The organism is Paenibacillus sp. Marseille-Q9583, assembly GCF_976954365.1.
Window position 1 is genome coordinate 59,602 of record NZ_CDRJTB010000009.1, and the last position, 24,862, is coordinate 84,463.

The 24,862-nt window shown below is 44.1% G+C and carries 19 protein-coding genes and 1 tRNA gene; 13 read left to right on the forward strand and 7 right to left on the reverse strand.

Features of this window, described 5'->3' with window-relative positions:
• Nucleotide 1: 1 nt before the first annotated feature.
• Complete coding sequence (locus tag ACWNM1_RS06745) at nucleotides 2-1,345, forward strand: bifunctional folylpolyglutamate synthase/dihydrofolate synthase (RefSeq protein ID WP_449600417.1); 1,344 nt, start codon at nucleotides 2-4, stop codon at nucleotides 1,343-1,345.
• Here the strand turns inward: ACWNM1_RS06745 and ACWNM1_RS06750 are convergent.
• Nucleotides 1,340-2,137, reverse strand: coding sequence for an ATP-grasp domain-containing protein (locus tag ACWNM1_RS06750; RefSeq protein WP_449600418.1), 798 nt, complete (start codon nucleotides 2,135-2,137; stop codon nucleotides 1,340-1,342). The two genes, ACWNM1_RS06745 and ACWNM1_RS06750, sit on opposite strands and share 6 nt — an antisense overlap.
• Nucleotides 2,138-2,497: 360 nt before the next feature.
• Here ACWNM1_RS06750 and ACWNM1_RS06755 point away from each other — a divergent pair, with 360 nt between their 5' ends.
• The 7 genes from ACWNM1_RS06755 (at nucleotide 2,498) to ACWNM1_RS06785 (ending at nucleotide 10,285) form a co-directional block, all read left to right on the forward strand.
• Nucleotides 2,498-3,391, forward strand: coding sequence for a carbohydrate ABC transporter permease (locus tag ACWNM1_RS06755; RefSeq protein WP_042184117.1), 894 nt, complete (start codon nucleotides 2,498-2,500; stop codon nucleotides 3,389-3,391).
• Entirely contained in the window at nucleotides 3,388-4,266 is an 879-nt protein-coding gene (locus ACWNM1_RS06760; RefSeq protein WP_042184115.1) for a carbohydrate ABC transporter permease, read from the forward strand. The genes ACWNM1_RS06755 and ACWNM1_RS06760 overlap by 4 nt, the downstream gene beginning before the upstream one ends.
• A 53-nt stretch (nucleotides 4,267-4,319) precedes the next feature.
• Entirely contained in the window at nucleotides 4,320-5,705 is a 1,386-nt protein-coding gene (locus ACWNM1_RS06765; protein WP_339244322.1) for an ABC transporter substrate-binding protein, read from the forward strand.
• A 133-nt stretch (nucleotides 5,706-5,838) separates the two neighbouring features.
• A complete protein-coding gene (locus ACWNM1_RS06770; protein ID WP_042184112.1) occupies nucleotides 5,839-6,828 on the forward strand; it encodes a LacI family DNA-binding transcriptional regulator in 990 nt (329 codons plus the stop codon).
• A 30-nt stretch (nucleotides 6,829-6,858) separates the two neighbouring features.
• A complete protein-coding gene (locus ACWNM1_RS06775) occupies nucleotides 6,859-7,872 on the forward strand; it encodes an N-acetylglucosamine kinase (RefSeq protein WP_449600419.1) in 1,014 nt (337 codons plus the stop codon).
• Nucleotides 7,862-9,166 carry a 6-phospho-beta-glucosidase gene (locus tag ACWNM1_RS06780; protein WP_371915750.1) on the forward strand — a complete coding sequence of 435 codons (1,305 nt, stop codon included), beginning with the start codon at nucleotides 7,862-7,864 and terminating at the stop codon, nucleotides 9,164-9,166. The genes ACWNM1_RS06775 and ACWNM1_RS06780 overlap by 11 nt, the downstream gene beginning before the upstream one ends.
• 21 nt (nucleotides 9,167-9,187) lie before the next feature.
• A complete protein-coding gene (locus ACWNM1_RS06785; RefSeq protein ID WP_449600420.1) occupies nucleotides 9,188-10,285 on the forward strand; it encodes a polysaccharide deacetylase family protein in 1,098 nt (365 codons plus the stop codon).
• Between the two features lie 86 nt (nucleotides 10,286-10,371).
• Here the strand turns inward: ACWNM1_RS06785 and ACWNM1_RS06790 are convergent, their stop codons facing one another.
• Nucleotides 10,372-11,715, reverse strand: a complete 1,344-nt coding sequence (locus tag ACWNM1_RS06790; RefSeq protein ID WP_449600455.1) for an aminotransferase-like domain-containing protein — start codon at nucleotides 11,713-11,715, stop codon at nucleotides 10,372-10,374.
• 140 nt (nucleotides 11,716-11,855) lie between these two features.
• Between ACWNM1_RS06790 and ACWNM1_RS06795 the strand changes: the two genes are divergently transcribed.
• Nucleotides 11,856-12,794 (forward strand): DMT family transporter, encoded by a 939-nt coding sequence (locus ACWNM1_RS06795; RefSeq protein WP_449600421.1) that lies wholly within the window; start codon nucleotides 11,856-11,858, stop codon nucleotides 12,792-12,794.
• 94 nt (nucleotides 12,795-12,888) lie between these two features.
• Here the strand turns inward: ACWNM1_RS06795 and ACWNM1_RS06800 are convergent, their stop codons facing one another.
• Nucleotides 12,889-13,548, reverse strand: a complete 660-nt coding sequence (locus ACWNM1_RS06800) for a hypothetical protein (RefSeq protein WP_449600422.1) — start codon at nucleotides 13,546-13,548, stop codon at nucleotides 12,889-12,891.
• A 158-nt stretch (nucleotides 13,549-13,706) separates the two neighbouring features.
• Between ACWNM1_RS06800 and ACWNM1_RS06805 the strand changes: the two genes are divergently transcribed.
• The 3 genes from ACWNM1_RS06805 (at nucleotide 13,707) to ACWNM1_RS06815 (ending at nucleotide 17,436) form a co-directional block, all read left to right on the forward strand.
• Entirely contained in the window at nucleotides 13,707-14,447 is a 741-nt protein-coding gene (locus ACWNM1_RS06805) for a response regulator transcription factor (RefSeq protein ID WP_449600423.1), read from the forward strand.
• Nucleotides 14,425-15,792: a sensor histidine kinase gene (locus tag ACWNM1_RS06810; protein WP_449600424.1), complete on the forward strand. Its 1,368-nt coding sequence runs from the start codon at nucleotides 14,425-14,427 to the stop codon at nucleotides 15,790-15,792. Before ACWNM1_RS06805 ends, ACWNM1_RS06810 begins: the two co-directional genes overlap by 23 nt.
• 303 nt (nucleotides 15,793-16,095) lie before the next feature.
• A complete protein-coding gene (locus ACWNM1_RS06815) occupies nucleotides 16,096-17,436 on the forward strand; it encodes an FAD-dependent oxidoreductase (RefSeq protein ID WP_449600425.1) in 1,341 nt (446 codons plus the stop codon).
• Nucleotides 17,437-17,490: 54 nt separating this feature from the next.
• Here the strand turns inward: ACWNM1_RS06815 and ACWNM1_RS06820 are convergent, their stop codons facing one another.
• The 4 genes from ACWNM1_RS06820 to ACWNM1_RS06835 form a co-directional block, all read right to left on the reverse strand.
• The gene (locus tag ACWNM1_RS06820; RefSeq protein ID WP_042184093.1) at nucleotides 17,491-18,885 is read right to left on the reverse strand and encodes an MATE family efflux transporter; all 1,395 of its coding nucleotides are present in this window, start codon (nucleotides 18,883-18,885) and stop codon (nucleotides 17,491-17,493) included.
• Between the two features lie 120 nt (nucleotides 18,886-19,005).
• Nucleotides 19,006-19,089, reverse strand: a tRNA-Leu gene (locus ACWNM1_RS06825).
• A 138-nt stretch (nucleotides 19,090-19,227) separates the two neighbouring features.
• Nucleotides 19,228-23,571: a bifunctional 2',3'-cyclic-nucleotide 2'-phosphodiesterase/3'-nucleotidase gene (locus tag ACWNM1_RS06830; RefSeq protein ID WP_449600426.1), complete on the reverse strand. Its 4,344-nt coding sequence runs from the start codon at nucleotides 23,569-23,571 to the stop codon at nucleotides 19,228-19,230.
• 263 nt (nucleotides 23,572-23,834) lie between these two features.
• Nucleotides 23,835-24,212, reverse strand: a complete 378-nt coding sequence (locus tag ACWNM1_RS06835) for a hypothetical protein (protein WP_449600427.1) — start codon at nucleotides 24,210-24,212, stop codon at nucleotides 23,835-23,837.
• 228 nt (nucleotides 24,213-24,440) lie between these two features.
• On the opposite strand from ACWNM1_RS06835, the gene ACWNM1_RS06840 reads away from it, so the two are divergent.
• On the forward strand, nucleotides 24,441-24,860 hold the full coding sequence (locus ACWNM1_RS06840) for an LSm family protein (protein ID WP_076286675.1): 420 nt from the start codon (nucleotides 24,441-24,443) through the stop codon (nucleotides 24,858-24,860).
• Nucleotides 24,861-24,862: the final 2 nt, after the last annotated feature.

Sequence of the window (24,862 nt, forward strand, 5' to 3'; positions counted from 1 at the left end):
CGTGGAATTCACTTCACAAGCCCAGGTAGAAGATATGATCTACAGCTCTTATCTAAGAGCCATTAATAACATCACAGAAACTTTGGATGAACAAGTTAGAAGACCAGAATTAACCAGAGCATTGCTGGATCTAGTCGGAAGTCCGGATCGAGATCAACAATACATACTAGTCACAGGCAGTAAAGGTAAGGGCTCCACCTCTAGATTTATTTCCTCTTTATTAAGTCACCTTGGCTATAAAGTGGGCTTGTTTACCTCCCCTCATCTGGTGGATTTCAACGAAAGAATACGGATTGACGGGCGGGCCATATCCACAGGGGATTTTATACGATTAGGAAATGTGGTTCGCGAGGGATTTCAAACAATTGAAGATCAGCTTGCCGCTGATGAGTACCAAGGTCCTGTTGGGGTGGGTCTGGCGATTGCGGCGTTGTACTTCAAGGAGAATCATACCGATTTCAATGTAATTGAATGTGGAAGAGGCGGGAGGTTTGATGACACGAATGTCCTGAAGAATGATTGGGCTGTCATTACTCCGATTATGGAGGAACATGTAGCTAATTTGGGACCTGACCTGAACAGCATTACACTACATAAACTGGGCATCGTCAAAAACAAGGCTACTAACGTCTATATCAGCAAACAGAAATCGAGCGTACTTAAGACTATAAAAGCGAACCTCACTTCCAACGCTGTGCAGTATTATGAGGAGCAGTTCTGGGCTGAATCTATTGCAATAACTCCCGTTGGAACTACTTTTAATATTCAGACCAATCAAGCGGTTTATCCGTCCTTAACGATTCCGTTATTGGGGCAATTTCAAGCTCTAAATGCAGCCACTGCAGTCGCACTATGTGAGGATATTACAAGTGGTCCTCTGAATAGGGAACTCGTTCTCAAATGCTTTGCACAATTGCAATGGCCGGGTCGCTGTGAAGTGATCTGCCATGATCCATTAACGATAATTGACGGAGCAATTCATAAAGAATCGGCACGCTATTTGGCAGAGCTTATTCAACTGGTGAATCATGACCGCAGCCGAGCTGTAGCTTCAATTATCGGTGTCCCTAAAGATAAAGATTACCCAGGGGTTATCGAAGTGATGAGTTCGGTCTCGGATCAATTAATCATCACAAAGCCCGATATTAGTCATCTTTCTTTTCCTACAGATGCACTCCATATTGCCAAACGTTTTATGGAACAAAGTTACGAGTTCCCCTATTTAGAGGACGCTCTAACGCACACTCGCTCGTCTTCCGAGATTATTGTAATTGTCGGCACGCAAACCTTTATCGGAAATGCCAAAAGATTATTCGGGCAATCGCTGCTCGATATCGGCTTATAGCTTCTCAAAACGCTGGAGAATGACTTCCTGATAAAGATCAGATAGAGCTGGCACTTCACTTGGATTCTGCTTACAATACTCATCTAGCATAACCTTATGATTCACTTCGATCACCCTGAGGCCTTGATCTGTCTCCAAAATATCCACGGAGCAGAAATCAAGGCCCATCGCTTTAGAGGTCTCGGAAGCAAGCGCCGCAAGTGCCGCTCGTTTGGCCTGATCACTAACCTCAATAGCAACAGCCCCGTTAATCAAATTGTGCTTCCAAGAGCAAATTCTTTTTTTGCCAAGGAATACACGCGCCTGGTGATTAAAAGTTACGATTCTATACTCAATCTCCGCTTCATAATAGGGACCTATTGCCCCATTAAGCTGTAAAGAAAATAATAAATCCAGCTTTTCGTGCAGATCGGCTATCTCATTAATTTTGTACACATGATTTCCCTGTGCCCCGTTATCCTGCTTCATAACTACCTGTTTATTGAACTTATAAAAATAACGCTCAGCTAATTCGTAAGGATTGGAATGATTAAATCTAGCATCAGGATGCGCTAAATAAATATGTTCTACCGTGGGGATATTCGCCTTATGCAAAACGTCATAAGTTAGAGATTTACTCATAGCAATAATCGTAGAAGCACTGTTGTTTAGTCCGATCTCAGCGTCTACCATCACAAATGATTTGAATCCATCCGTAGCTCTATATACGAAATTCGGTGTAACTTCCTCAAAGGTAATCCCTGAGGTTGTAACAGAATGCTGGATCATTTTCAAGTAAGGTCTAGTCGTCATTCAGTTTCCTCATTTCTAACAAAATATGACCAAACCTAATCATAGCATGAGAAATATCAATGGAAAATAACATTCATATGTTATAATTACTATCATAAAAACCTTATAAATCTTGTTTAAGGAACTTTCCAAAAAAAATAACAGGGTTAATGTTATGTTTAATGACTGATAGCGCTCTTATAGTTAAAAATAAGTATTGATTATTTGGTGATCATCCTCTATGATAAGCTTATCAAGCGAACCAAAAAGTTAAAGCGATTAAACTTTAATACCAAGGTATCTATTATTATTGCTACTTAATAGTATTAGCACGACCAAAAGTTAAAGCGCTTATACTTTAAAATGAGAGGTTGGTGTGTCATGATCAATCGCGAGAACAGGCGGCAGACTTTCTACATGTATCTGTTCATTTCTCCTTGGATTATCGGCTTCCTAGTATTCGCCCTTTATCCTATCTTATCATCGCTTTACTTCAGCTTTACTGATTATGACATCATACACCCGCCTAAGTTTATCGGGCTCGCTAACTACACAGAGATGTTTCACAATGACCTATTCTGGAAATCGGTGGTTGTTACGCTGAGATATACCTTCATCGGTGTACCTATCCAGCTTGTACTCGGTCTTGGATTTGCGCTATTGCTTCACCAGACCATTCCCCTGCGCGGCTTTTTCCGAACGGCCATGTATTTCCCAAGCATGGTATCCGGTGTGGCCATGTCCCTCCTATGGTACTGGATCTTCAACCCGCAGATCGGGCTCTTCAATTACATCCTTTCCTGGTTCGGTATTCATGGACCGGCTTGGCTGATGAACCCGGACACTGCACTATATGCCTTGATCATCATGACCTTCTGGACAGCAGGCTCAGGAATGATTTTATTCCTCGCAGGTCTGCAAGGCGTACCGGCTAGCTTGATCGAAGCCGCTAACCTTGACGGTGCCGGACGCTTCAGAATTTTCTTGAACATTACCTTACCGATGATCTCTCCCGTGCTTCTTTTTCAACTAATTATGGGACTGATCGATTCCTTCCAAGTCTTTACCCAAGCTTTTGTTATGACTCAAGGAGGTCCGAATTACTCTACCTGGTTCTATGTCTATAATCTCTACACCAGTGCTTTCAAAGAATATCGTGCCGGTTATTCCTCAGCCTTGGCATGGGTGCTCCTCATCGTAGTTATGCTGTGCACCGCACTAATTATGAAATTGTCTAACCGTTATGTTCACTACGAAGGAGGCGGACGCAAATGAGTACAGTCAGAGCGCTAAGCCCCCAGACTAAAGGAACCAAACGCCGCCGGAAAGTGGAGCCTGTTAAGATTTTTAGCTTTATTACGTTAGTAGTTACAACATTTCTGATGCTGCTTCCTTTGTTCTTCATGGTCTCCACTTCACTTAAGTCCAAGCGTGAGATGCTGAAGTTTCCACCCACCTTTCTTCCAGAGAGCTGGCAGTGGAGCAATTACACAGAAATATTTGATACCCTGCAGTTCGGTACGCTTTACAAAAATAGTTTAATTATCGCCGGTCTCAGCGTTGTAGGCACCTTGATTTCTTCAGCGCTGGTCGCCTATGGATTCGCCAGATTCAGAGGTAGAGGGAATCAGATATGGTTCATCCTATTGTTGAGCACAATGATGTTGCCTTATCCAGCCATTATGATTCCACAATTCGTACTCTTTTCGCAAATGAACTGGATCGACACCTTCCTACCCTTGATTGTGCCTGCTTTTTTCGGCTCAGCTTATAACATTTTCCTGCTGCGACAATTCTTCTCCACGTTACCTGAAGAGCTGTTTGATGCCGGACGCATTGATGGATGCGGCGAAATACGGATGTGGGCTACTATAGCACTCCCACTCTCCAAACCCGCACTTGCAACTGTAGCTATCTTTGCTTTTATCTACAACTGGAACGATCTGCTTACACCGGTGCTTTACCTAAGCTCGTCAGAGAAGTTCACGCTACCCGTCGGGATGGCTTCTCTCACCTCATCGAGATTCCGCATTCCACCTTGGCATTTGCTGATGGTCGCTTCGGTTCTAGCTATGGTTCCTATCGTAACGCTGTTTGCTGTAGCACAGAAACAGTTCGTCGAAGGGATTGTACTTACAGGGATTAAGTAATAATCCGCCACCCGGGCGGCCAAATATACTTGAAATCATGGAGGGTTTAGCTAATGAACAAGAACAGGAAAAGTAGTGCGCTTTTACTTGCAACAACCATGCTTGTTGTTCTGGCATTGTCAGGCTGTAGCGGCGGCAAATCGGCGGGCAACACTCTATCTGAAGGAAATGGTGGCTCGACTAATTCAGGAGGCAAAGCAGAAACGGTGACCATCACCCATTACACAATAGATTCAGAAGACCGGACTTTTGTTGAGAAATTAATTCCTGATTTCGAAAAGCAGCACCCGAACATTAAAGTAAAAGTGGAAAAGGCACCTTATGAGCAGTTCGACAGCAAGCTGCAAACGCTAATTGCCGGTGGCAAATCACCCGATGTGACAAGTCACTGGGGTTATGGAGGTTTCGCAGAATACTACAACAAAGATATGCTGCTCGATTTAACCGACCTTTTAAAAGAGGATGGTTTCAAGGCAGCCGATTACAACATCCCAGAGAACCTGATGAACATTTATAAGGTTAAAGATCACACATATGGTATCCCAGTTAATATGTATGTCACCTTGATGCTCTATAACAAAGACATGTTTGATGCTGCCAAACTGACTTACCCAACAAGCGATTATGAAGATAAGAGCTGGACGTTTGAAAAGATGGTCGACCAGGCTAAACAAATGACTCTCGTCTCCGATGATATTGCCAAAACACAATATGGCGTAGACTTCACCTGGTCTGAACGCGATATGCGGCCATTATATTTTGGAGCGCAGCCTTATTCAGAGGATACATGGACTAATGGCGGCGTGCCTTCAGAGACTTATTTTGATTCCCCTGAAGTGATTGCTGCCTACAACAAACTCTTTGATCTCGTCTTCAAAGATAAAGTCTCTCCTTCCTCCGAGTGGAGTAAAAGCGTAGCTGGACAGAACGGTGATCCCTTTGTTGCAGGCAAAATCGGGATGTCTATCGGTGGCTCATGGAACCTTGCAGGTGCGAATGACTTTCCCTTCAAAATCGGCGTAGCCGCTGTACCATGGGGAGGCAACGATAAGGTCCGCAGCACACTTTACGTCGATCCGCTACTGATCTTGAAGGACTCCAAACATCCGAAGGAAGCTTTGGAATGGATCAAATATTTGATCACTACCGAAGTACAGGAGAAATCCATTGAGCTTAGTGGCGGTAACCCGCCAGTCAACACCGAAGCTGCTGAAGCTTACTATAAACATTTTGATGGCATCGATCCACAAGATATCAAAAATGTCTACGAGGGTGCTGTGAACTATGGCTTCGAATCCTACAACCATTTGATCACCAACTACTCGCAAATTAATGACATGTTCATTAATGAATTGCAGCCAGTAGAAACTGGACATAAGACGGTGGAAGAGGTGATGACGACGATTCAGAAAAAAGTTACGGAGATCATTCATCGTTAATATTTGGCAGATATGCCGTCCCTTTAGGGACGGTATACCTGTTTGAAATCATACGTTTAGCGGACAGTCTGCCAACCCTGTATACTAAAGGTAGAAAACAGGATCGGAAAATCTGCCGCGAGGAGAACTAGAGATGAAAGTGAGTATTTTTGATGTAGCCAAAAAATCAGGATTATCGGTTGTAACCGTATCCCGGGTCTTAAATGGGGCCGAATCGGTACGCGAGAATAATCGCCAGAAGGTGCTGGAGGCCATTAAAGAGCTGGATTATCGCCCTAATGCAGCGGCACGCAGTCTGGCAAGCGGTAAGACGGGAATTATCGGAATTATTGTCACGACCCTGCAGGATTCTTTTTTTGACGCAGTGGTCAAAGAGCTGAATGAAGTCTTAGCGATGCATGGTTATTTTTTGGCCATCTCCATCTCAGCTGGTATCGAATCGGATGATAGCCATTATTTAATCCAGGAGGATCGTGTAGACGGTTTGTTTCTACTCTCTCCGATGGAAGAGGATAACTATATTGTGGAATTAAAACGGCGCGGCATCCCCTATGTGCTGATTGATAACCAAAAGCCCGAGAATGACACCTACTCTATCACGATTGACAACTTCAAAGGTGGCTACATGGCTACCAGTCATCTGTTAGCGCTCGGTCATACGTCAATTGCTCATCTATGTGGACAGGAGATGTTCCGTAGTACGAGGGAGCGGCGTGCCGGATTCCTACAAGCGCTTGAGGAAAAAGGTCTTACTCCATTTGAGATTGTACATGGTGATTTCGAAATTGGAATGGGATACGAAACCTGCAAGCGTTGGCTGAACGAAGGACAGTTACCTACTGCGGTATTCGCTGGCGATGACAATATCGCCCTTGGCGTCATCAACGCGTTAATGGAAGCTGGCATTCGGGTACCCGAACAAGTAGCTGTAATTGGCTATGATGATCATTATATTGCTTCACAGCTTCATCCATATTTAACAACGATCCGTCAGCCTTCGGACAAAATTGGATTAGCAGCTGCCGAAATGCTCTTAAAACGTATCTCTGGAAAGATGAAGCGCGGAGCTGGAGTAAAGATTGACCCAGAGTTAATTGTACGGGAATCTACTACTTCCAATTAATTAAATCATATAAACAAGGAGTGACAACCATTGACTTACTACTTGGGGATCGATGGTGGAGGCACCAAAACCTATGCTCTGCTATGCGATGAACATGGCAATGTTCTCGGTAAGGGCAGGAGCGGTAACGGCAACCACCAGACAGGCGCACTTGAGGCAGCCAACAGCATTCGAGAGGCCACATTCGGGGCACTAGATGAGGCTGGACTCCGATTGGAGGACATCCAACATACCTATCTTGGGCTTGCCGGTGCTGACCGAGAAGCCGATTATCTCATTCTCCATCCAATGATTCGCGAGATCGGATTTATCAATTACACCATTAACTGTGACACCATGATCGGATTACGTGCAGGGACGACTCGCCCTTATGGAGTTGCACTAATCTGCGGCACAGGCACCAATTCGGCAGGCAGAAACATGCAAGGAGAGCACTATCAGTGTGGTGGCTTTGACTACATGTACGGTGACTTCGGTGGTGGCGGTGCTCTCAACATTGAAGTCTTTCGTTCTGTCATAAGAGCTTGGGATGGACGGGAGCAACCTACCCTCTTGACCGGACTTCTACTCAACTTGCTAGGTTATGAGGAAGTTGCAGATATGTTTAATGATTTCCTCAACCATTGGAAAAGGGTCCCTGTTCATGCTGCTCGTTTGCTTTTCGAAGCAGCAGCTGAAGGAGATGCTGTAGCCTTAGAGATTCTAAATCGGCAAGGCGTTGAGTTAGGGAAGTCCGCTGCTGCAGTCATCCACAAGCTTGGGATGGAGCAGGACACCTTCGATGTGGTTCTGGCGGGAAGTCTGCTAACCCGTGGGGATCGCGGCTGGATTCGCGGACCTATTGAGAAAGCTGTACAAGCCGCAGCTCCACAAGCAACTGTGGTGACTCTTGCCACAGAGCCTGTAGTAGGTGCCGTATGGTCCGCGATGGATCAAGATGGTTTGACCCTTAGTAATGAAGCGTATGAGACCATGCGGCAATTTCAAGATTATGAATCGATCCAACAAACAAAAAAGACAGGAGTGGTTGATCTTGGCAACTAATCAAGGATTAAAGATCGCAGTTATCGGTGGGGGTTCTTCGTATACACCCGAATTGGTAGAGGGATTTATTCTTCATTACAAGGAGCTTCCTGTTCGTGAACTATGGCTCGTAGACATCGAACCCGGACTTCGCAAGCTGAATATCGTTGGAAATCTCGCTAAACGCATGGTTGAGAAATCCGGGCTTCCGATTGAAGTTCATCTTACAACAGACCGCCGTAAGGCTATCGAAGGTGCAGACTTCGTCAGCACTCAGATGCGTGTCGGTATGCTTGATGCCCGCGCACGTGATGAATCGATTCCTCTTAAATATGGTGTCATTGGTCAAGAAACCACAGGTCCTGGCGGAATGATGAAAGCACTGCGTACGATCCCTGTCATTCTGGATGTATGCCGGGATATCGAAGAGCTAGCTCCTAACGCATGGCTGCTCAATTTCACCAATCCTGCAGGAATGGTCACTGAGGCTGTTCTGAAATACTCCAAAGTAAAGAGTATCGGTCTCTGTAATGCACCTATCGGTCTAATCAAACAAGTATCCGCCAAATATAACGTAGCTGCCGACCGTGTTTATGCCGAATTCGTTGGTCTGAATCACTTACACTGGATTACTCGAATCGACGTTGAAGGTGAAGATAAGCTGGATGATATGCTCACAGAGGGCTACAGTGCCAAGAACGTGCCAGCCCGAGAGTGGAATCCAGAATTCCTAAAATCTCTTCGCGCCGTGCCTTCCTACTATTTGAAATATTTCTATATGACGGATGCCATGCTCGAAGAACAGATGGAATCGTTTAAGCAAGGTATCAACCGTGCTGAAGTCGTCAAACGCGTAGAAGAAGAGCTATTTGAGCTATACGCCAACTTAGAGCTGAGCGAGAAACCGAAACAGCTAGAACAACGCGGTGGTGCTTTCTATTCAGAAGCAGCAGTTAATCTCATGAGATCGCTCTATAACGGTTCAAACGACATCCAGACCTTGAATGTTGCTAACCGTGGCATACTGGACTTCTTGCCAGATGATGCAAGCATTGAAGTGAACTGTGTTGTCACCAAGAACGGACCACTACCTCTACCACTAACTAAGATTCCACCGATGGCCAAAGGGCTTATTCATGCTGTCAAAACCTACGAGCAGCTAGCCATTGATGCCGCTGTGACCGGTGATCGTGCGCTTGCCCTTCAGGCAATGGTGCATCATCCACTCGTTCCATCTGTAGATGTGGCGGTTCGTATGCTGGATGAAATGCTGGAAGCCAATAAAGAGTTCTTGCCGAACTTTTTTACTAAATAACCATAGAGATGAGGCGTCAATATGTCAGCTAAAGCGGTTTGGAAAGGCGATGTGAACCAAGCCATCTGCGCGTTTACATTTGATGATGGGCCTTCCCAGCTTCCCGTTGAATTATGGCTTGATGTTTTGGAGGAGGAAGGTGCTGTCGGCACCTTTTTCTTCACCGGGGAATGGATGGATCGCTATCCAGAGAAGGCGAGATTGATCCTGTCCCGGGGTCATGTCCTTGCTCCGCATACGTATCATCATCGGCGAATGGCCCAAGTGCCAAAGGCGGTATTCTTAGAGCAGTTGAAGCTGACTGAGCTGGCCTATCAGGATGCAACGGGTCTCCCTTCTCCCAATTTCATGCGTTTTCCATACTGCTCATTCCGGGAAGAAAATCTCGAGTGGCTGACAGAATGGGGCGATTATCTAGATATTGAAGGCGTTGATTGCGGAGATTGGTCTGGTATTTCTGCTGAAGAGATCGTTGCCAGAGTTGAACCAACGCTTGAGAATGGAACCATTGTAGTCATGCATAGTAATGATGTTGCAAAGGGTTCACCAGATGCACTGAGAGCACTTATTCGGATCGCCAAGCAAAGAGGCTTGGAAAGTGTCGGCGTACCTGAGATCCTAGGCTCCATTGGCGTAGAAGTAAACCACAGACCCTGGAAAATAGTCGTAGACGTTCCCGCAGAGTTAGATCATCCCTTGGAAAATTGGATCTCTTTAGAAAATAGTAAGCAGCTTGCCGACCTCGCGACCCAGATAACTGCGTGGAACATTCCGCAATATACACTACATTTCACTTCTGAAAAGGAGTGGCTGGAGCATCTGGAGAGTCCACTAGAAGAGGTTGGAGTGACAGAGGATCGCGAGTTGTTTACCATACGGCAATTTGATGGCAGCGATTGGGGATATGTACGCGCCGGTGTCGTAGACAATACCCTTGTATTATTAGATTATGCAGCTAAAGAAGCGCAGGCTGATACCTTGGTATACTTGCTTCGTTGGGCTGCAGATACTTCAATCAGACTGGGCTTAACCCGGATCGAGGCTAGGCTGAATATTCGCAAAATGAGCGAGATGTGCAAACAGTTAGGCTGGCAGTCAGAGATAGTAGAAGATCTATAAGATATAATGTATTTCCTTAAGCCTGCTAAATTAAGCAGGCTTTTTCTTATTTTCCTCAAGTTAGTTATAGCTTTTATTGCTACTAATCAGCGAATTTCTCGAATGACTCGCTCAATACTAGAGGGAATATCAGGCTCTTTTACACTTGATACGTTGAGCTTTAGAATTCTCTCTTTTTTCGCAAAATAGGGAAGGTAACCGCTATCCGCCATCTCCACTCGAATGAACTTTTTTTGCAGCCGTTTGATCATCTGCTCTGCTCTAAGGTTATCCTCCAATTTCAGATACGTATGCACGCCTAGCTGACTAGCTGGAACATAGGAATAATGCTGTTCAGACGCTGCATTTGCCTCCCTCATAATCGAATCATGGAGGAGCATGGATCTTTTTCCGTAGCAGGAACGCATCTTTTTTCGGTGGCGCTCGAACATTCCACTTTTCAAATACAACTCCAAGGCAGCTTGAGACAGCATAGAACTATCTATATCCATCAGTCTTTTGAATCGGTTAAAGGACTCACAGAGCACCTCAGGAAGTACAGCCACACCAACGCGCAGACCTGGGAATATAATCTTGGAGAAGCTTTTTAAATAGATAACGTGTGATGTATTGTCATAGGCATAAATCGGATCTTGCTTCGTATCCTGCTCCAGATCTGCCATGTAGTCATCCTCAACGATATACACATCGTATTTAGCTGCAAGCTGAGCAATCGCCTTCTTCTGGTTGCGGGTATAGGAAACGCCAAGCGGATTATGAAACCGTGGTACGGTATAGAAGAACTTGAACTGTCCCGTCTTAAATAACCGCTCTAATTCATTCAAGTCCACCCCGTCATCCGAACGCTGTATCCCCTCTGTCTCGATGTCGTACGTCTTCAAATACTCCATAAACAGTGGGTAACTCGGCTGTTCAATCAACACGCGCTCCCTGCCATTTGGAAAAGGAATACGGGTTAGGAGTCCAAGTGCTTGCTGCACACCAGAGGTGATAAAAATCTGTTTGGAATCAGCAAATACCTGATAAGAGGCCAGTTGCCGCTGCATTTCACGGATCAGAGACGGCAGCCCTTGCGGCGTTCCATAGATAAACAAATCCTTACGGTACATATCGATCGCCTTATTAATACAATGTTGAAAATCTAGATACGGAAAAATATCCGGGTCCGGTGCAGATGCTGTAAAATCAATCCAGTGCGCCCCCTCTTCTTTTCGCTCCCCACTGCGTTTCATGACATAATATCCACTCTTTGACGCGGCATAGATTAGATGTTTGTCCTGAAGGTCTTGGAGTGCTCGAATAACCGTGCTCTTATTGCAATCATAACGTAGCGCTAGCTCTCGAATAGAAGGTAACTTGTCTCCCTCACGATATGTATCTTCAGCGATTTGTAATTCCAGATCGTTGATTAACTCCGAATACTTATATATCCCCTTCACCTACCTCCGAATTTATTTTGTACCGGTACAGATGAACAATAATTACATTGTAGCACAGCCGTTCTAGCCTTAGAATAAAGAGCATAACAGGACCGGTCCTAAATGCGCGCAACACTTTGGAGGTCTTATAGATGAATACATCTTCTACTCAAAAAGCGATAGTAGCTGCTGTCTTGAATGCTATTATTGTCGGGTTTTCTTTTATATTTGTTAAAATGGCTTTAACCGTCTCAGACCCATTCGATACGTTAGCCCACCGCTTCACATTATCTTTCCTTGCCGCTTCATTATTTACTTTTCCAGGATGGGAGCGGGTGAAGTTTGGTATTTCCAAGACAGCAGTGGTAATCCCACTTGCTCTACTATACCCGTCGTTGTACTTTACACTTCAAGCTTTTGGACTTCTGCATACAACATCTGCTGTAGCAGGCATTATTCAGGCGACCATGCCCATCTTCACCATCATTTTAGCAGCGATGTTCTTGAAAGAAACTACGAGCGGATTCCAGAAGATCTCCACCTTAATCTCGGTTGCAGGCATCATTCTTATCTTTGCCATTCCGGGCGTGAGTATTTCTTCCTCTAGTCTGTGGGGCGTCTTACTCATCCTAATTTCAGCGCTATCCCTTGCCGGCTATAATGTTGCGGCCCGAAAGCTGACACGAACCTGGAGTCCTAAAGAGCTCACTTATATGATTACTTTATTTGGATTTATATTTTTTAATGGATTGTCGATCATTAAACATGGTTCGGCAGGCACCTTGAATCAGTATTTTACACCTTTTCAGGAGCCAAAATTCATATTCTCCATGATTTATCTCGGTGTGCTATCTTCCCTCGTGACCTCCTTCCTCTCCAACTATGCTTTATCCCGAATGGAGGCTTCACGTGTGAGTATCTTCGGCAGTCTGTCGACGGTTGTCTCTATTCTCGGCGGTGTACTTTTGCTGAATGAACAGCTGGAATGGTATCATTGGACCGGCACGGTGATGATCATCGCCGGGGTAATCGGAGTGAATTGGCGGAAACGAGCAAGGGTTCAAGCAAAAAGCGAGATTGGGTTGGACTAGATACATTTACGTAACAAAAAGACACCCCTCGAGGTGTCTTTTTGCTTTTACCTTTTCAATCTCTCTATTCTGTATCAAGCTGCGATTATCACTGTTACTTCGACGTTTCTAACGCCTTGATCTTCTCTTTATATTGGTCCAATAGTTTAGTTAAAGCTTCCTTAATCACAGTGGAATCTTTGGTTTTAGCCGCACTATTCAGATCCTCTTGGGCTTTGAAGAAGGCTTTATCAGCCTCACTAAGTTCTTGAATTGAAATCGTAGCTTCAGTCGCTTCTACTGCCGCAATTGCCGCTACACCTTTAATTGAAGTAGAGACAAAACTCTCCATCTTCTTATCATTAGGTAATACCTCAACATTGCGACCCGCTTCAATGTAACTCACAGGCAGAGCTTCAGCTGATACAATCACTTTCGATAATTGAACTCCCTCCACTTGCTCAGAAGGTACAAGCTCAGAAGCTGCGGTAATACTAAATCCAGCAGCCTTATAATATTGATCCAAGGTCTTCTTCCAGTCTTCTAGGGTATTAGGTGCATATGTTTTAACCAGTTCCAGGGGATCTACCCAATCAAAGCTTATTAGGCTTGCAGAAAGTGATCCACTATTTGCTGGAGTAACCACGGCTGCTGCTGTTGTCTTCGCACTTTGATCGTTTGCTCCACTAGCTGCGTTCACTGCAGTCGGTGCGGCAACTGCGGACACTAGTAGGGCGGACAACGCTAACTTTTTAAATAACATCTGTTGATTCATAAATACAACACTCCTCGTCGATTTGAATGATCTTACAAGTCCAAGCTTACAAAATCGGTGTGGCATAACATTGGTTAATTTGTGGAAAAACGATGGCAGACCCCTATATTCACCTGTGGATTGATATAATTGCAGAAGAATAATCTGGAGGTAACGAAATGAATACCAACTATCTCATTGCCGTAGTAGACGATGATCAACATATACGTAATCTTGTAGAGGCTTATTTACAAAAAGAAAACTACCGCACAATCGGCCTTGGCAGCGCTGAAGAAGCATGGACCTTATGGCAGACAAGCCCACCCGATATGTGGGTGCTCGACGTAATGTTGCCTGGTATGGACGGGTACGAGTTTTGTCGGCGAATTCGCAATGAAGCCGAGGTACCGATTATTATGATCTCCGCAAGAGATAATGAAGTCGATAAAATATTAGGCTTAGAACTTGGCAGTGATGATTATCTGGTCAAGCCATTTAGCCCCCGGGAGCTAGTTGCTCGCATTAAACGCCAGTTACAACGCTGGTATAAAATGAGTAATCCCGTGGAACCCGCAAGTAGTAGCCCACACCTATCGACGCAAATTGAAGTTAGCTATCTACAGTTATTATTGGAGGAAAGACGTGTGTTTTGGCACGGAAACGAGATTGAACTCACCAGCAAAGAATTCACCCTACTAAAAGTTTTTGCAGCTTCTCCAAACCGCGCATTTACAAGAGATGAGCTGTTAACCTATGTTTGGGGAGATGACTATTTCGGGAGTGACCGCGCCGTGGACCATTTAATTAAACGAATGCGGAAAAAACTAGACCTGCTGCCGATAGAAGCTGTGTGGGGACATGGCTATCGCATGCGTATTGAGGAGGGAGTGGAGATCAATGAAGCTAGCTCATCAGATTAATTTAGCTTTTAGCATTGTATTGGTGTTGCTCCTGTCTATTACCGCTTTCGTGATCCATTTCGTGCTGCTCAATCATTTTGTTGGAACACAAAAGGAAGAATTACGAACTCTTGGCACGGCCATGTCAGCCACTATGATTCAAGGGATTGCACAAAGGGCCGACATAGGGACTGAACTCCGTACGTTGCCAGCGATCATGTCCTCATCTGTAGGCACTGCAAGCGTCGAGGCCATTCTTAGCGATGAGACAGGAAAAGTATTGTCCACCTCATCGAATATGAGTTCGATCACGTTAGACTACACTTCGCAGTTTGTCACAGGTCAGACCTCTGATCTCGAGAACATTTGGAATGGAACAGATACCAGATATATAACAGAAGTGAAAGCCACACCGATAGGCACGCTAACTCTACTTACGCCAATGAGCGCAGTTACAACGATTGAACAAGCGCTGCTCAAAAGACTACTGATCGTTTTCGGTGCAGCAGGCGCGTTTATGTTTCTATTTGCTCTATTTATCACAAAAAAGCTAATCCAACCTCTAATGAAGCTACAGCAAGAGCTGAAAAAGGTAAAGGAACGCCACTTTTCAGACGTTAAGCTAATCAAAGCTGGCGGAGAGATTGGCGCTGTCGCTAAGTCGGTATATGACATGGCTGGCGAATTGAATCGTTTTAACCACGTACAGAAGCAATTTTTCCAGAATGCCTCACATGAATTAAAAACTCCATTGATGTCTATTTCTGGTTATGCTGAAGGGATCAAGGATGGTATCTTCGAGGGGGAAGGCATCGATAAAGGTCTGGATATTATTATGAGTGAGAGTAGTCGTCTGAAGAAACTCGTTACTGAAATGACCCTGCTTGCGAAGCTGGATAGTGAGGAGGATATATTTAGAACTAGCGAGCTTTCTCTGGACGATTTAGTCGTAGAAACAATTGAACGCATGAACCCCCTTTTGATGAAAAAGGGGCTGACCCTACATGTATCCTACGATGACTGCGAGCCACTTACAATCCGTGCCGATAGAGATAAGCTATTACAGGCGCTGCTTAATGTAGTTTCCAATGCCACTCGTTATGCCAACCAGCATATCTACATTCATGCTTCGGTTAAAGATGGCCGGGTTCTGCTCTCCGTTAGTGATGATGGCCCTGGCATATCAGAAGATCTGCTTCCATACCTGTTCCACCGATTTGTAAAAGGAAAAGATGGCGAATCAGGGCTAGGACTAGCCATATCCCGTGCGATCGTTGAGCGCTCCGGAGGTCTGATTTCGGCAGGGAACCGTAAGGATGGCGGTGCAGTGATCACCATGGGATTCCCTACACTCTCCCCTACCTAGACAGTTTTATGTCGAGCGAACAACAAAAAGCGATCCTCCTAAGTACCTCGAACTCAGTTCTTTCATTGTTAAAGAAAGCGCCAAGGTAGCTATTGTCGACCTCAACGAAGAAGCTGGTAACCAAACCATAGTCGATGGCGGATCGATATTGACCATCAAGAGATTTCCTTTAGAGGAGATCTCTTTTTCGTCTTCAAATCTCTTTTTCGTTCGTTTAATGGCTTTCAGATTTAGGGTAATAATAAAGCAACATGCTATTTAATGCATAATATAAAACATCCTGCGTGACCCGGAGGTATTACAATGAACAAGTTCGACGCTATTATTATTGGTTTCGGTAAAGGCGGAAAGACCCTTGCCACAGAACTAGCTAATCGAAAATGGAAAGTAGCCGTGATTGAACGCTCTAAGAAAATGTACGGTGGAACTTGCATTAACATCGCCTGTATCCCTACGAAATCCTTAGCTTATCAAGCCCATCAAGGAGAAGATTATATAGAAGCAGTCCATAATAAGGATCAGCTTATTTCAAGTCTACGCCAAAAAAATTACGATAATCTAAATCAAAACGAGAATATAGAAATTATCAATGGTGAAGCTTCCTTCTTATCGGATCACGAAGTCCAAGTAAAGGATGCCGGTGAGACGAAAATCTTAACCGCCGATAAAATCTTCATTAATACGGGCGCTGAAACCATCATTCCTACTATTGATGGGATACAAGATAGTAAGTTCGTATATACAAGCACATCCATTATGGATCTTAAGGAGCTCCCAACTAAACTAGCCATCATTGGTGGTGGTTATATTGGATTGGAATTCGCTTCGATCTACAGTCAATTCGGCTCACAGGTTACGGTGCTGGAGGGTTCCTCGAAATTCATTCCTAAAGAAGACCGCGATGTCGCGGACGCCGTCCTCCAAACCTTTACCAAGAAGAACATTGAGGTCAAACTGAATGCAAAGGTTATAGGACTGAAGGATGTTAAAGATGGAACAGTAATCTCCTTTTCAATAGATGGTACTATTCAAGAATTGAAAGTCGATGCTGTTCTGATTGCGACAGGTAGAAAACCAAACATTGAGGGATTAAATTTAGAAGCAGCCGGTGTAGAAGTTACAGATCAGGGCGCTATTAAGGTGGACCCTTCCCTAAAAACCACCGTTCCCCATATATGGGCCCTCGGAGATGTCAAAGGCGGATTACAGTTTACCTACATCTCATTAGATGATTATAGAATTGTACGAAATGATCTCTTCGGCGATCATTCCCATACCACAAATAACCGTGACGTTGTTCCATACAGTGTATTTATTGATCCCCCGCTATCCAGAGTAGGAATAAGTGAAGAAGCAGCCGTCGAACAAGGACTTGAAATTATAGTCGCTAAGTTGCCTGCAGCAGCTATTCCACGCGCTCGCTTAATTAACGAAACCGAGGGCTTCCTAAAAGCAATTGTGGATGTAAAAACCAATAAAATCCTAGGAGCTACATTGTTCTGTGCGGAATCTAGCGAAGTGATTAATATCGTGAGCATGGCAATACAAACAGGGCAAGATTTTACCTTTTTGAGAGATCATATCTTTACTCACCCTACAATGAGTGAAGCTTTGAATGATTTGTTCTCGCAGATTAAAGAATAATACTACATGCATGGCAAACAAAAAGACACCCACACGGGGTGTCTTTTACTTTTACTATATAACACGATGCTGAACCCACTTCTTACCCATGAAGCGCCGTAGAAATATGAATCCTCTAATTCCCCACTCACAGTTCATAGCTAACCAAACCCCAAGTAGACCGAAATCGAGAACAATACCTAAGATGTATCCGAGTACTACACGGAACAACCACATACTTAACATAGACACCATGGATGTGAACTTGGAATCACCCGCCGCTCTAAGCGCTGACGGTGTTATGAAGCTAACAGACCACAGCGGTATTTGTACGATTGTATTGATAAGTACAATTATGAAGATATCCCTCACAATCTCTGCAGGTGGATGGAACATCGACACTAGCGGATGGAAGAAAGGCATAACTAACAATCCCATCACTACAAAGGAAAGGGAAGAGGCTACGAGAAACGATTTAATAAATTTCCGAGCATCCTTCACATTATTGCTTCCCATACATTGTCCGACCACTGTAATAATCGTCAAAGACAGCGCATTACCCGGAATTTGCATAATCCCCGCAAAGGAAGAGGCGATAGCGTTTGTAGCAAGCGCGTAAGTACCGAGACTGACAATAAAGACTTGCGTCAGAATCTTACCACCATTAAAGAACATCTGCTCCGCTGCAAATGGCATACCGATGAACATTATTTTTTTGAGCATGGAGAATTGAACTACCAATAAGTCACGAATTCGAATATGCAGTTCATTGTCCATCCGGAACAGATAATACAGAGCGCATATCGCGCCCAAATATCGAGCTATATTTATAGAAATGGTCATCCCTAGAACGCCCATATGCAAAAGGTTAATAAATACGAGATTCAAGAGGACGTAAACTAAATTCATAATGAGCGATAGCGCAAGCGAGGCTCTCGTCCTTCCGATTCCCCGAAGAGCACCACACACTGCCTCTACCACAGCTATTCCAAGATAGGAGATACAGCTCCCAATCAAATAGATTCGGGCGTTGTGCATTACCTCGGGTGAAGCTGCTCCAAATAGTAAGTTCAACAGCGGATTATGAAAAAGAATACCAAACATACCAATAACAAAAGCCATAAGGGAAACCGATGAAGTGGCGCCTGCGGTAGCTTTGGATACCATAAGACTATTACCGCTTCCTTTATACTGCGCTACGACAACCGTACCACCTGTTGATACCGCGATAAACACACTAATGAGAAAAAGATTAAGGGAATCAATCATGTTCACCGCACTGATAGCCGCCACACCGGACGAACTAATCATAGCCGTATTCACTAGATTTAGCCCTACTATAAAGGCCTGATCTACCAGAATAGGGATAAATAAAGCAATCATATGGCGATAATCTAAAGATTCTCCTGAAAAATATTTTTCAAGAAACCGCACACTTCGCTTCGTATTGACATTTACATTAGGTTCCATCTTCGCTTCACTTCTTTTACATTAGAGTTATCCAAATCTGAAATATCCTTATAAATAGAAAAAGGCTCTTCAGGTTGAAGAGCCTTTCAAAAGTACAGCTAATTTATAAGCACTTAGGTATGCGGTCGAGAGGACTCGAACCTCCACGGGGATTAACCCACACGGACCTGAACCGTGCGCGTCTGCCAATTCCGCCACGACCGCACAAAATATAAAAGAATCATGCAGTGCAGAACTAAATTATCATATATTAGCGCAAAGGGCAATACCTAATGCAAAAAGAAAAAGTGTACCGAGTCCCTATTAGGGATCATCGATACACTTTTCAGAAGAACTGTCGGATTATGAAGCTTGTTCAAGCATACGGTAGATAATGACTGCCGCTTGAGCGCGATTAGCTATGCCCTTAGGTGCAAATTTACCGCCCTCAACACCGTTTACAATTCCCAATTGGGTCAGTTGTGCTATAGCGTCCTGTGCGTAAGGAGCAATACTGGACTTGTCTGCAAACTTGCCCAGCGCTGCATTCTTATCAATCGGCTGTAGTTTACCTTTCAATGCATTAGCAATCATAATAGCCATTTCTTCACGAGTCACTTCACGACCCGGTTCGAATTTACCATTTCCAGAGCCTTGTACAAGTCCGGCCTTCACCGCAGCAGCGATAGAATCCGTGTACCAAACTCCTTGTTTAACATCGGTGAATGAACTGGTTGTTGCCGAACCCGTCAGATTCAGTGCGCGTACCAGCATTGTAATAAACTCTGCTCTAGTCACTGTTTTGGTTGGCGCAAAAGTATTTGCATCCAACCCTTTTATGATACCCTTAGCAGCCAAAGCTTGAATAGCTTCTTGCGCCCAAGCTACCTTACCCAGATCTTTGAAGCTTGCTGCTGGAGCAGTAGTTGGCGCTGGTGTTGCTGTTGGTGCTGGTGATGCTGTCGGTTTCACGGTTGGAGTAGGTGTTGGAGTTACAACGTTAGAACCCCCATCGCCACTGCCTGATCCCGTATCATCAGCCTTCTCTTTGTTTGTAATACGACCTTCAATGACCGCCTTGATCTCTTTGCGATCAAACGTCTTCACAATGTAATCGTAGAATACATCCAAATCAATCGGACCAGCTAATGAATTCTTACCTTCAGTCAGAACCTTATAGTTATCCCCACCAGCAGCCATAAAGTTATTCACGACTGCCGTATATTCCTGCTTAGGATTAATTGGTGTTCCGTTAGTCAGCGTAAGATTGGCAACGCGATCCTCTACTGGAAGATACATATTCGCTGTATATTTCAGTCCAGAAATTTGCAGTGTTTTGATATCTGGTGATTTGTCGGCTTTCACGCCCCATTGCTGCTGAAGCAACTTTTTGATCTGATCTCCAGTTAGTGTCAGCTTCACAAGCGTGTTGCCGAACGGCTGAACTTTAGCCAAATCGCCAAAGGTTACATCACCCTTCGGAAGATCCGCACGGATACCACCCGGATTCATAAAGGCAAAATCAGCTGCCTTTGCGCCATCACCAAAATCAGCAGCACGCATAGCGTCAGCAATCAGGTTACCAAGGGCAGCTTCTTTGGTATAAGCATCCGTACGAGTTACGGTTCCATCAGTTGTACCCACTGGTTGGGTTAGTTCAGGATGCTTCTCAAGGTAAGCATTTACCAGTGCCACACTTTCTGGATCTGGTGTTACACCTTCATGGAAGGTGGAAGTTACTACAGCAGACTTGTCCTTCACATCTCCTGTTTTAGGATCAATAATCAGCTTGATATCTTCAAATGCTGTACCGTAAGAGTATGCTTGTACAATCAACTTCCCGTTTACTGTTCCGTTTGCCAGAGCATGGTTATCACCAGCAACGATAACGTCAACCGGGGAATCCGCAGGAAGCGCTTTGGCCAGATCAGCAGCTTCACCTGTAGTTACGCCATCTTTAGTAGAGGCTGGATCATGCGCAAGCACGACAATCGTCTCTACACCTTTAGCTTGGAGCTCCTTGGCATATGTCTCAACAGCCGCTACTTCCTCCTCAGGAGTGAGGAAATATACGCCAACTGTACCGGAAGGTGCAACTTTGCTTGGTGTAGATTTAGTTACAAGACCTATAAACCCAATCTTGACTCCACCCACTTCTTTGATCACATAAGGATTAATAATCGGTGGACCTGGTTTATTATCTGTTTTACCATACACTGCATTAGCATTCACATAATCAAAATCAGAACCAGCATGGATAATTTTTTTGTTCTTTGGATCAGCACCACCATAAAGCTGTGTCATTAGCGCATCAACACCTTGGTCGAACTCATGGTTACCCAAGGAACCTACATCAAATTTCATCATATTCATCCAAGCATGAGTCGGCTCATCGCGCTCAAGCGAGGATACAGGTGCCGATGCTCCTACGGAGTCACCGTTATGGAAGAGCAAGGAGTTCTCATACTTTGCACGAGCCTGTTTCAAGTAAGTCGCGAGGTAAGCTGCTGTGCCTACAGACTTATTGCTCACTGTAGAAACTGTGTCTAGTTGACCATGGAAGTCATTGATTCCAATAAGGTGAACTTCAACATCTGCAGTTGGTGCAGGAGTTTTCACACTTAGATCCAGTTCGAAAATTCCGAAGCCTTTATCATTTTGCTGACCCATATCGTATATGTTCGTTGGAAGTACACTTGCTGCTTTAGGCGTTGTAGTAAATGTTACTTTCACACTACCCTTAATAGGTGCCAAGGACCAGTTGCCATCAGCAGTAGGATCAATCGTTCCAGCTTCACTGATATAATCCATCAAGACCTGACGATTCTCATCTTGAGAGTCTACTACCAACTCTGAGCCTTTAACACCCGGGAAGTTACCGCCACCGCTTGCACGGTAATTGTTAGTGACAACAATAAAATCCTTATCAAGATCTAAAGGCTGATCATTGTAAGTCACTTCCGTCACACGACTCGAAGAAGCATCATTAATGGAGCCATCCGGATTGTACTTCGCGTTTTTCGTTACATCAATTTTATATTGGACCCCATCAATCACATCAAAATTAAAGACTTGGAATTCCGGATTCAACAGAGACTGCGGAGTCGAGATTCCAAGTTTGATGCGGTTAAATGCACCCGCGCTCATTTCCAACCACTCTTTAACAACATAACCCTTAACCTTGATCGCTTTGAGCGTGTTATCGTATAGATAGAGGTCGCTTGCGCTACGGATAGTCAAATTGCCTTCATCAATACTAGTGTATTCTTCTGGGCCGTTACGTCCTGCTTTAAATGGAGCGCCGACACTCAGAATCGGTAGGTCCTTATATTGAGGAACATTGACATCAATATACTTCTGAACATACCACTTCTGTGCATACGTTACGAGCTGAACTGTAGGATCGTCCTGAACCATTGCAAAATAACTGTTCATTGGAGCCGTTGTCACACCCAGCTTCTGTTCAGTATAAACAATAGTAGCGTTATGCGCTGCCGCAGCAGCAGCATCTACAGCTGGATCAGGTTCGACCGTTGGATAATTCACTTTATTCTCTGTCTTATAGATAGAACGAGTTGAAGCTTTTGAGCTTTTCTTATCTACTTCCCAGCCTTTATCACCGTATACAATATCCAGATCAATTAGACCTAAATAAGCACCGCCGTAGCCAGCTTGTACAGCAGGCGTACCATTAATGTGACCATTCACATTATCGATCACAGCCTTATCGTTATCGTAAGGCTTTTTAGTGTCCGGATCTTTGAACAAAGCATCCAGTGTGCTGTCATTTCCCGTTGGGAATACCTTATGGGTATGTGAGAATGTGATCGCATCGATACCCGGAACCTTACTCAAGGCGTTAATGTCATTCTCAGAACCATCACCTATAACAGCGTTGATATCAAACCCAGTATGAGCCATAGCAACAATGACATCTGCTCCTTTAGCTTGCATTTTAGGAACAAATTTCTCTGCCGTTGCAGCAATATCTTCAACGACTACTTTGCCCTCCAGATTAACCTTATCCCACTCCATGATTTGAGGGGTAACAAGGCCAATTAGGCCGACTTGAATCGTTTGATCTTGACCATTACTGTCTTTTATTGTTTTAGGTATGATAACAAAAGGTTCAAAGGCATTCGTGCCATCTGTTTTATATATGTTCGCATTCACATAATCGAAATTTGCACCGGTAGTTAACTCATTACCATCGCTACCATTTATAGTACGATCTAAAAATTGCAAACCATAATTGAATTCATGATTGCCAAAAGTCGCAGCATCATATCCCATAGCATTCATAGCCGCAATCATCGGATGAATCTCATTCGGATCTTTCAGTTCCGATTTCTTCGCCACGTACGTACCCAGCGGAGTTCCTTGAATCAAGTCACCATTATCAAGCAGGAGGTTGTCGGGTTCTTCAGCTCTCGCTTGTTTCACCAGACTTGACGTGCGGTCAAGACCGACGGTTACAGATGGTGCACCCTTAAAATAATCCCAACCATACACATTAGTGTGCACATCCGTTGTACTCATCAAACGGAGCTCAACCTTGGCTCCAGAAGCAGGTGTAGCAGGTGCAGCAGCTACTTTGTCCGGACTCCAAACCGTACCCAAAACGACTCCACCTAGTACCTGTGCAGAAAGCACTGCAGTTGCTAGTACAGAAGCGAGAGGCTTGTTCCATCGTGTCTTCCATCCCATAAAGATTTATTCCCCCTAGTAGTTTTTACATAATTTCGGTGATATTATATCACACAAACATGACGAAAACGTATAGGATTGTAAAATTAATATAATTTCGTGTTAAATATATTAACGTGTGAAGAAAGACCTAGGTCACATTTTTATTTTATTAGATCAAGAGTCTCTAGACATACAAAAAAACACACCTTATAGAGATGCGTCCTAAGAAAGCGCATACATAAAATCAAAACACGTCGAATCTTTATCTGATAATAACTCTCTCAAGACCCACTCATGATGGCAGTAAACCCAAAACAAATTGCCGTGATTAAAGACAAAGGTGTCATCACAAGTCTTTCTTTTCTGCTCTTCGATAATATATTCATTACGGTATTGAGAATTAGATAGACTGTAAAAAAGTAACATACGCCTCTATCAAAAGGTAATCCAATAGAAATCACGTTGCCTGCCTGCAACAAGTACGAGATTGCAATCAGTTGTATAACAACTGAGATCGCACACGCAATCCTCATCTGTGAGGGCATGATTCTATGTTTGCCACCCATTGCGAACTCTCCATAAGGTAATCCTAAAGACAGTAATATGTAAAGAATCGCCGCTCCCGCAAAAGTAATACTCCCAATCCATGCAGATAACATCCTACCACCCCCTTCACTAATTGTTATTCGAATCTTATAAGCGGAAGAACACCTTTATAAATGCAATGGGCTTTCACGAGAGATACTTGGAAATCGATATTTATGTATAACGTCGTTTCCTCATCCAATTTTTTGGACTTTCTTTTCATATTAATGATGAACCCGCACAAGCAACACCGGAATATCTGAGTAATATATAATTAAATAGACCAATGAGGTGATCCACAAATGTCAAACAGAGCAAAAATTCGCAAGCGAGCTGAACAGCTCAAGGGTAGACCTGTGTGCGTTACGCTTCATGATGGACGTACGTATGTAGGATGGATAACTGGCCTCGATAAGGATGGATTGACCCTCTCCAAACCACGTAAAAATAAAAATAAAAACAAAAAATCAAAAAAGCACTCTTCTTCCCGCTCCCGGAAAGCGAACGTATCAGGACTCATGCCGTTATTCGGCTCACTTTTTGGAATGGGAGGAGGAGCTGCAGGGGCTACCGAGGCTGCAAGTTCAGGCGCTTCAGGATTCGGTAGAATTATGGGCTTCGTAGGGATGATCCAAAGAACCATGCCGGTTGTGAAAATGGGCTACAATATGATTAAATCTATTTCCCCATTCTTGAATGGACTGAAGGGTTTAATGGGATAGTC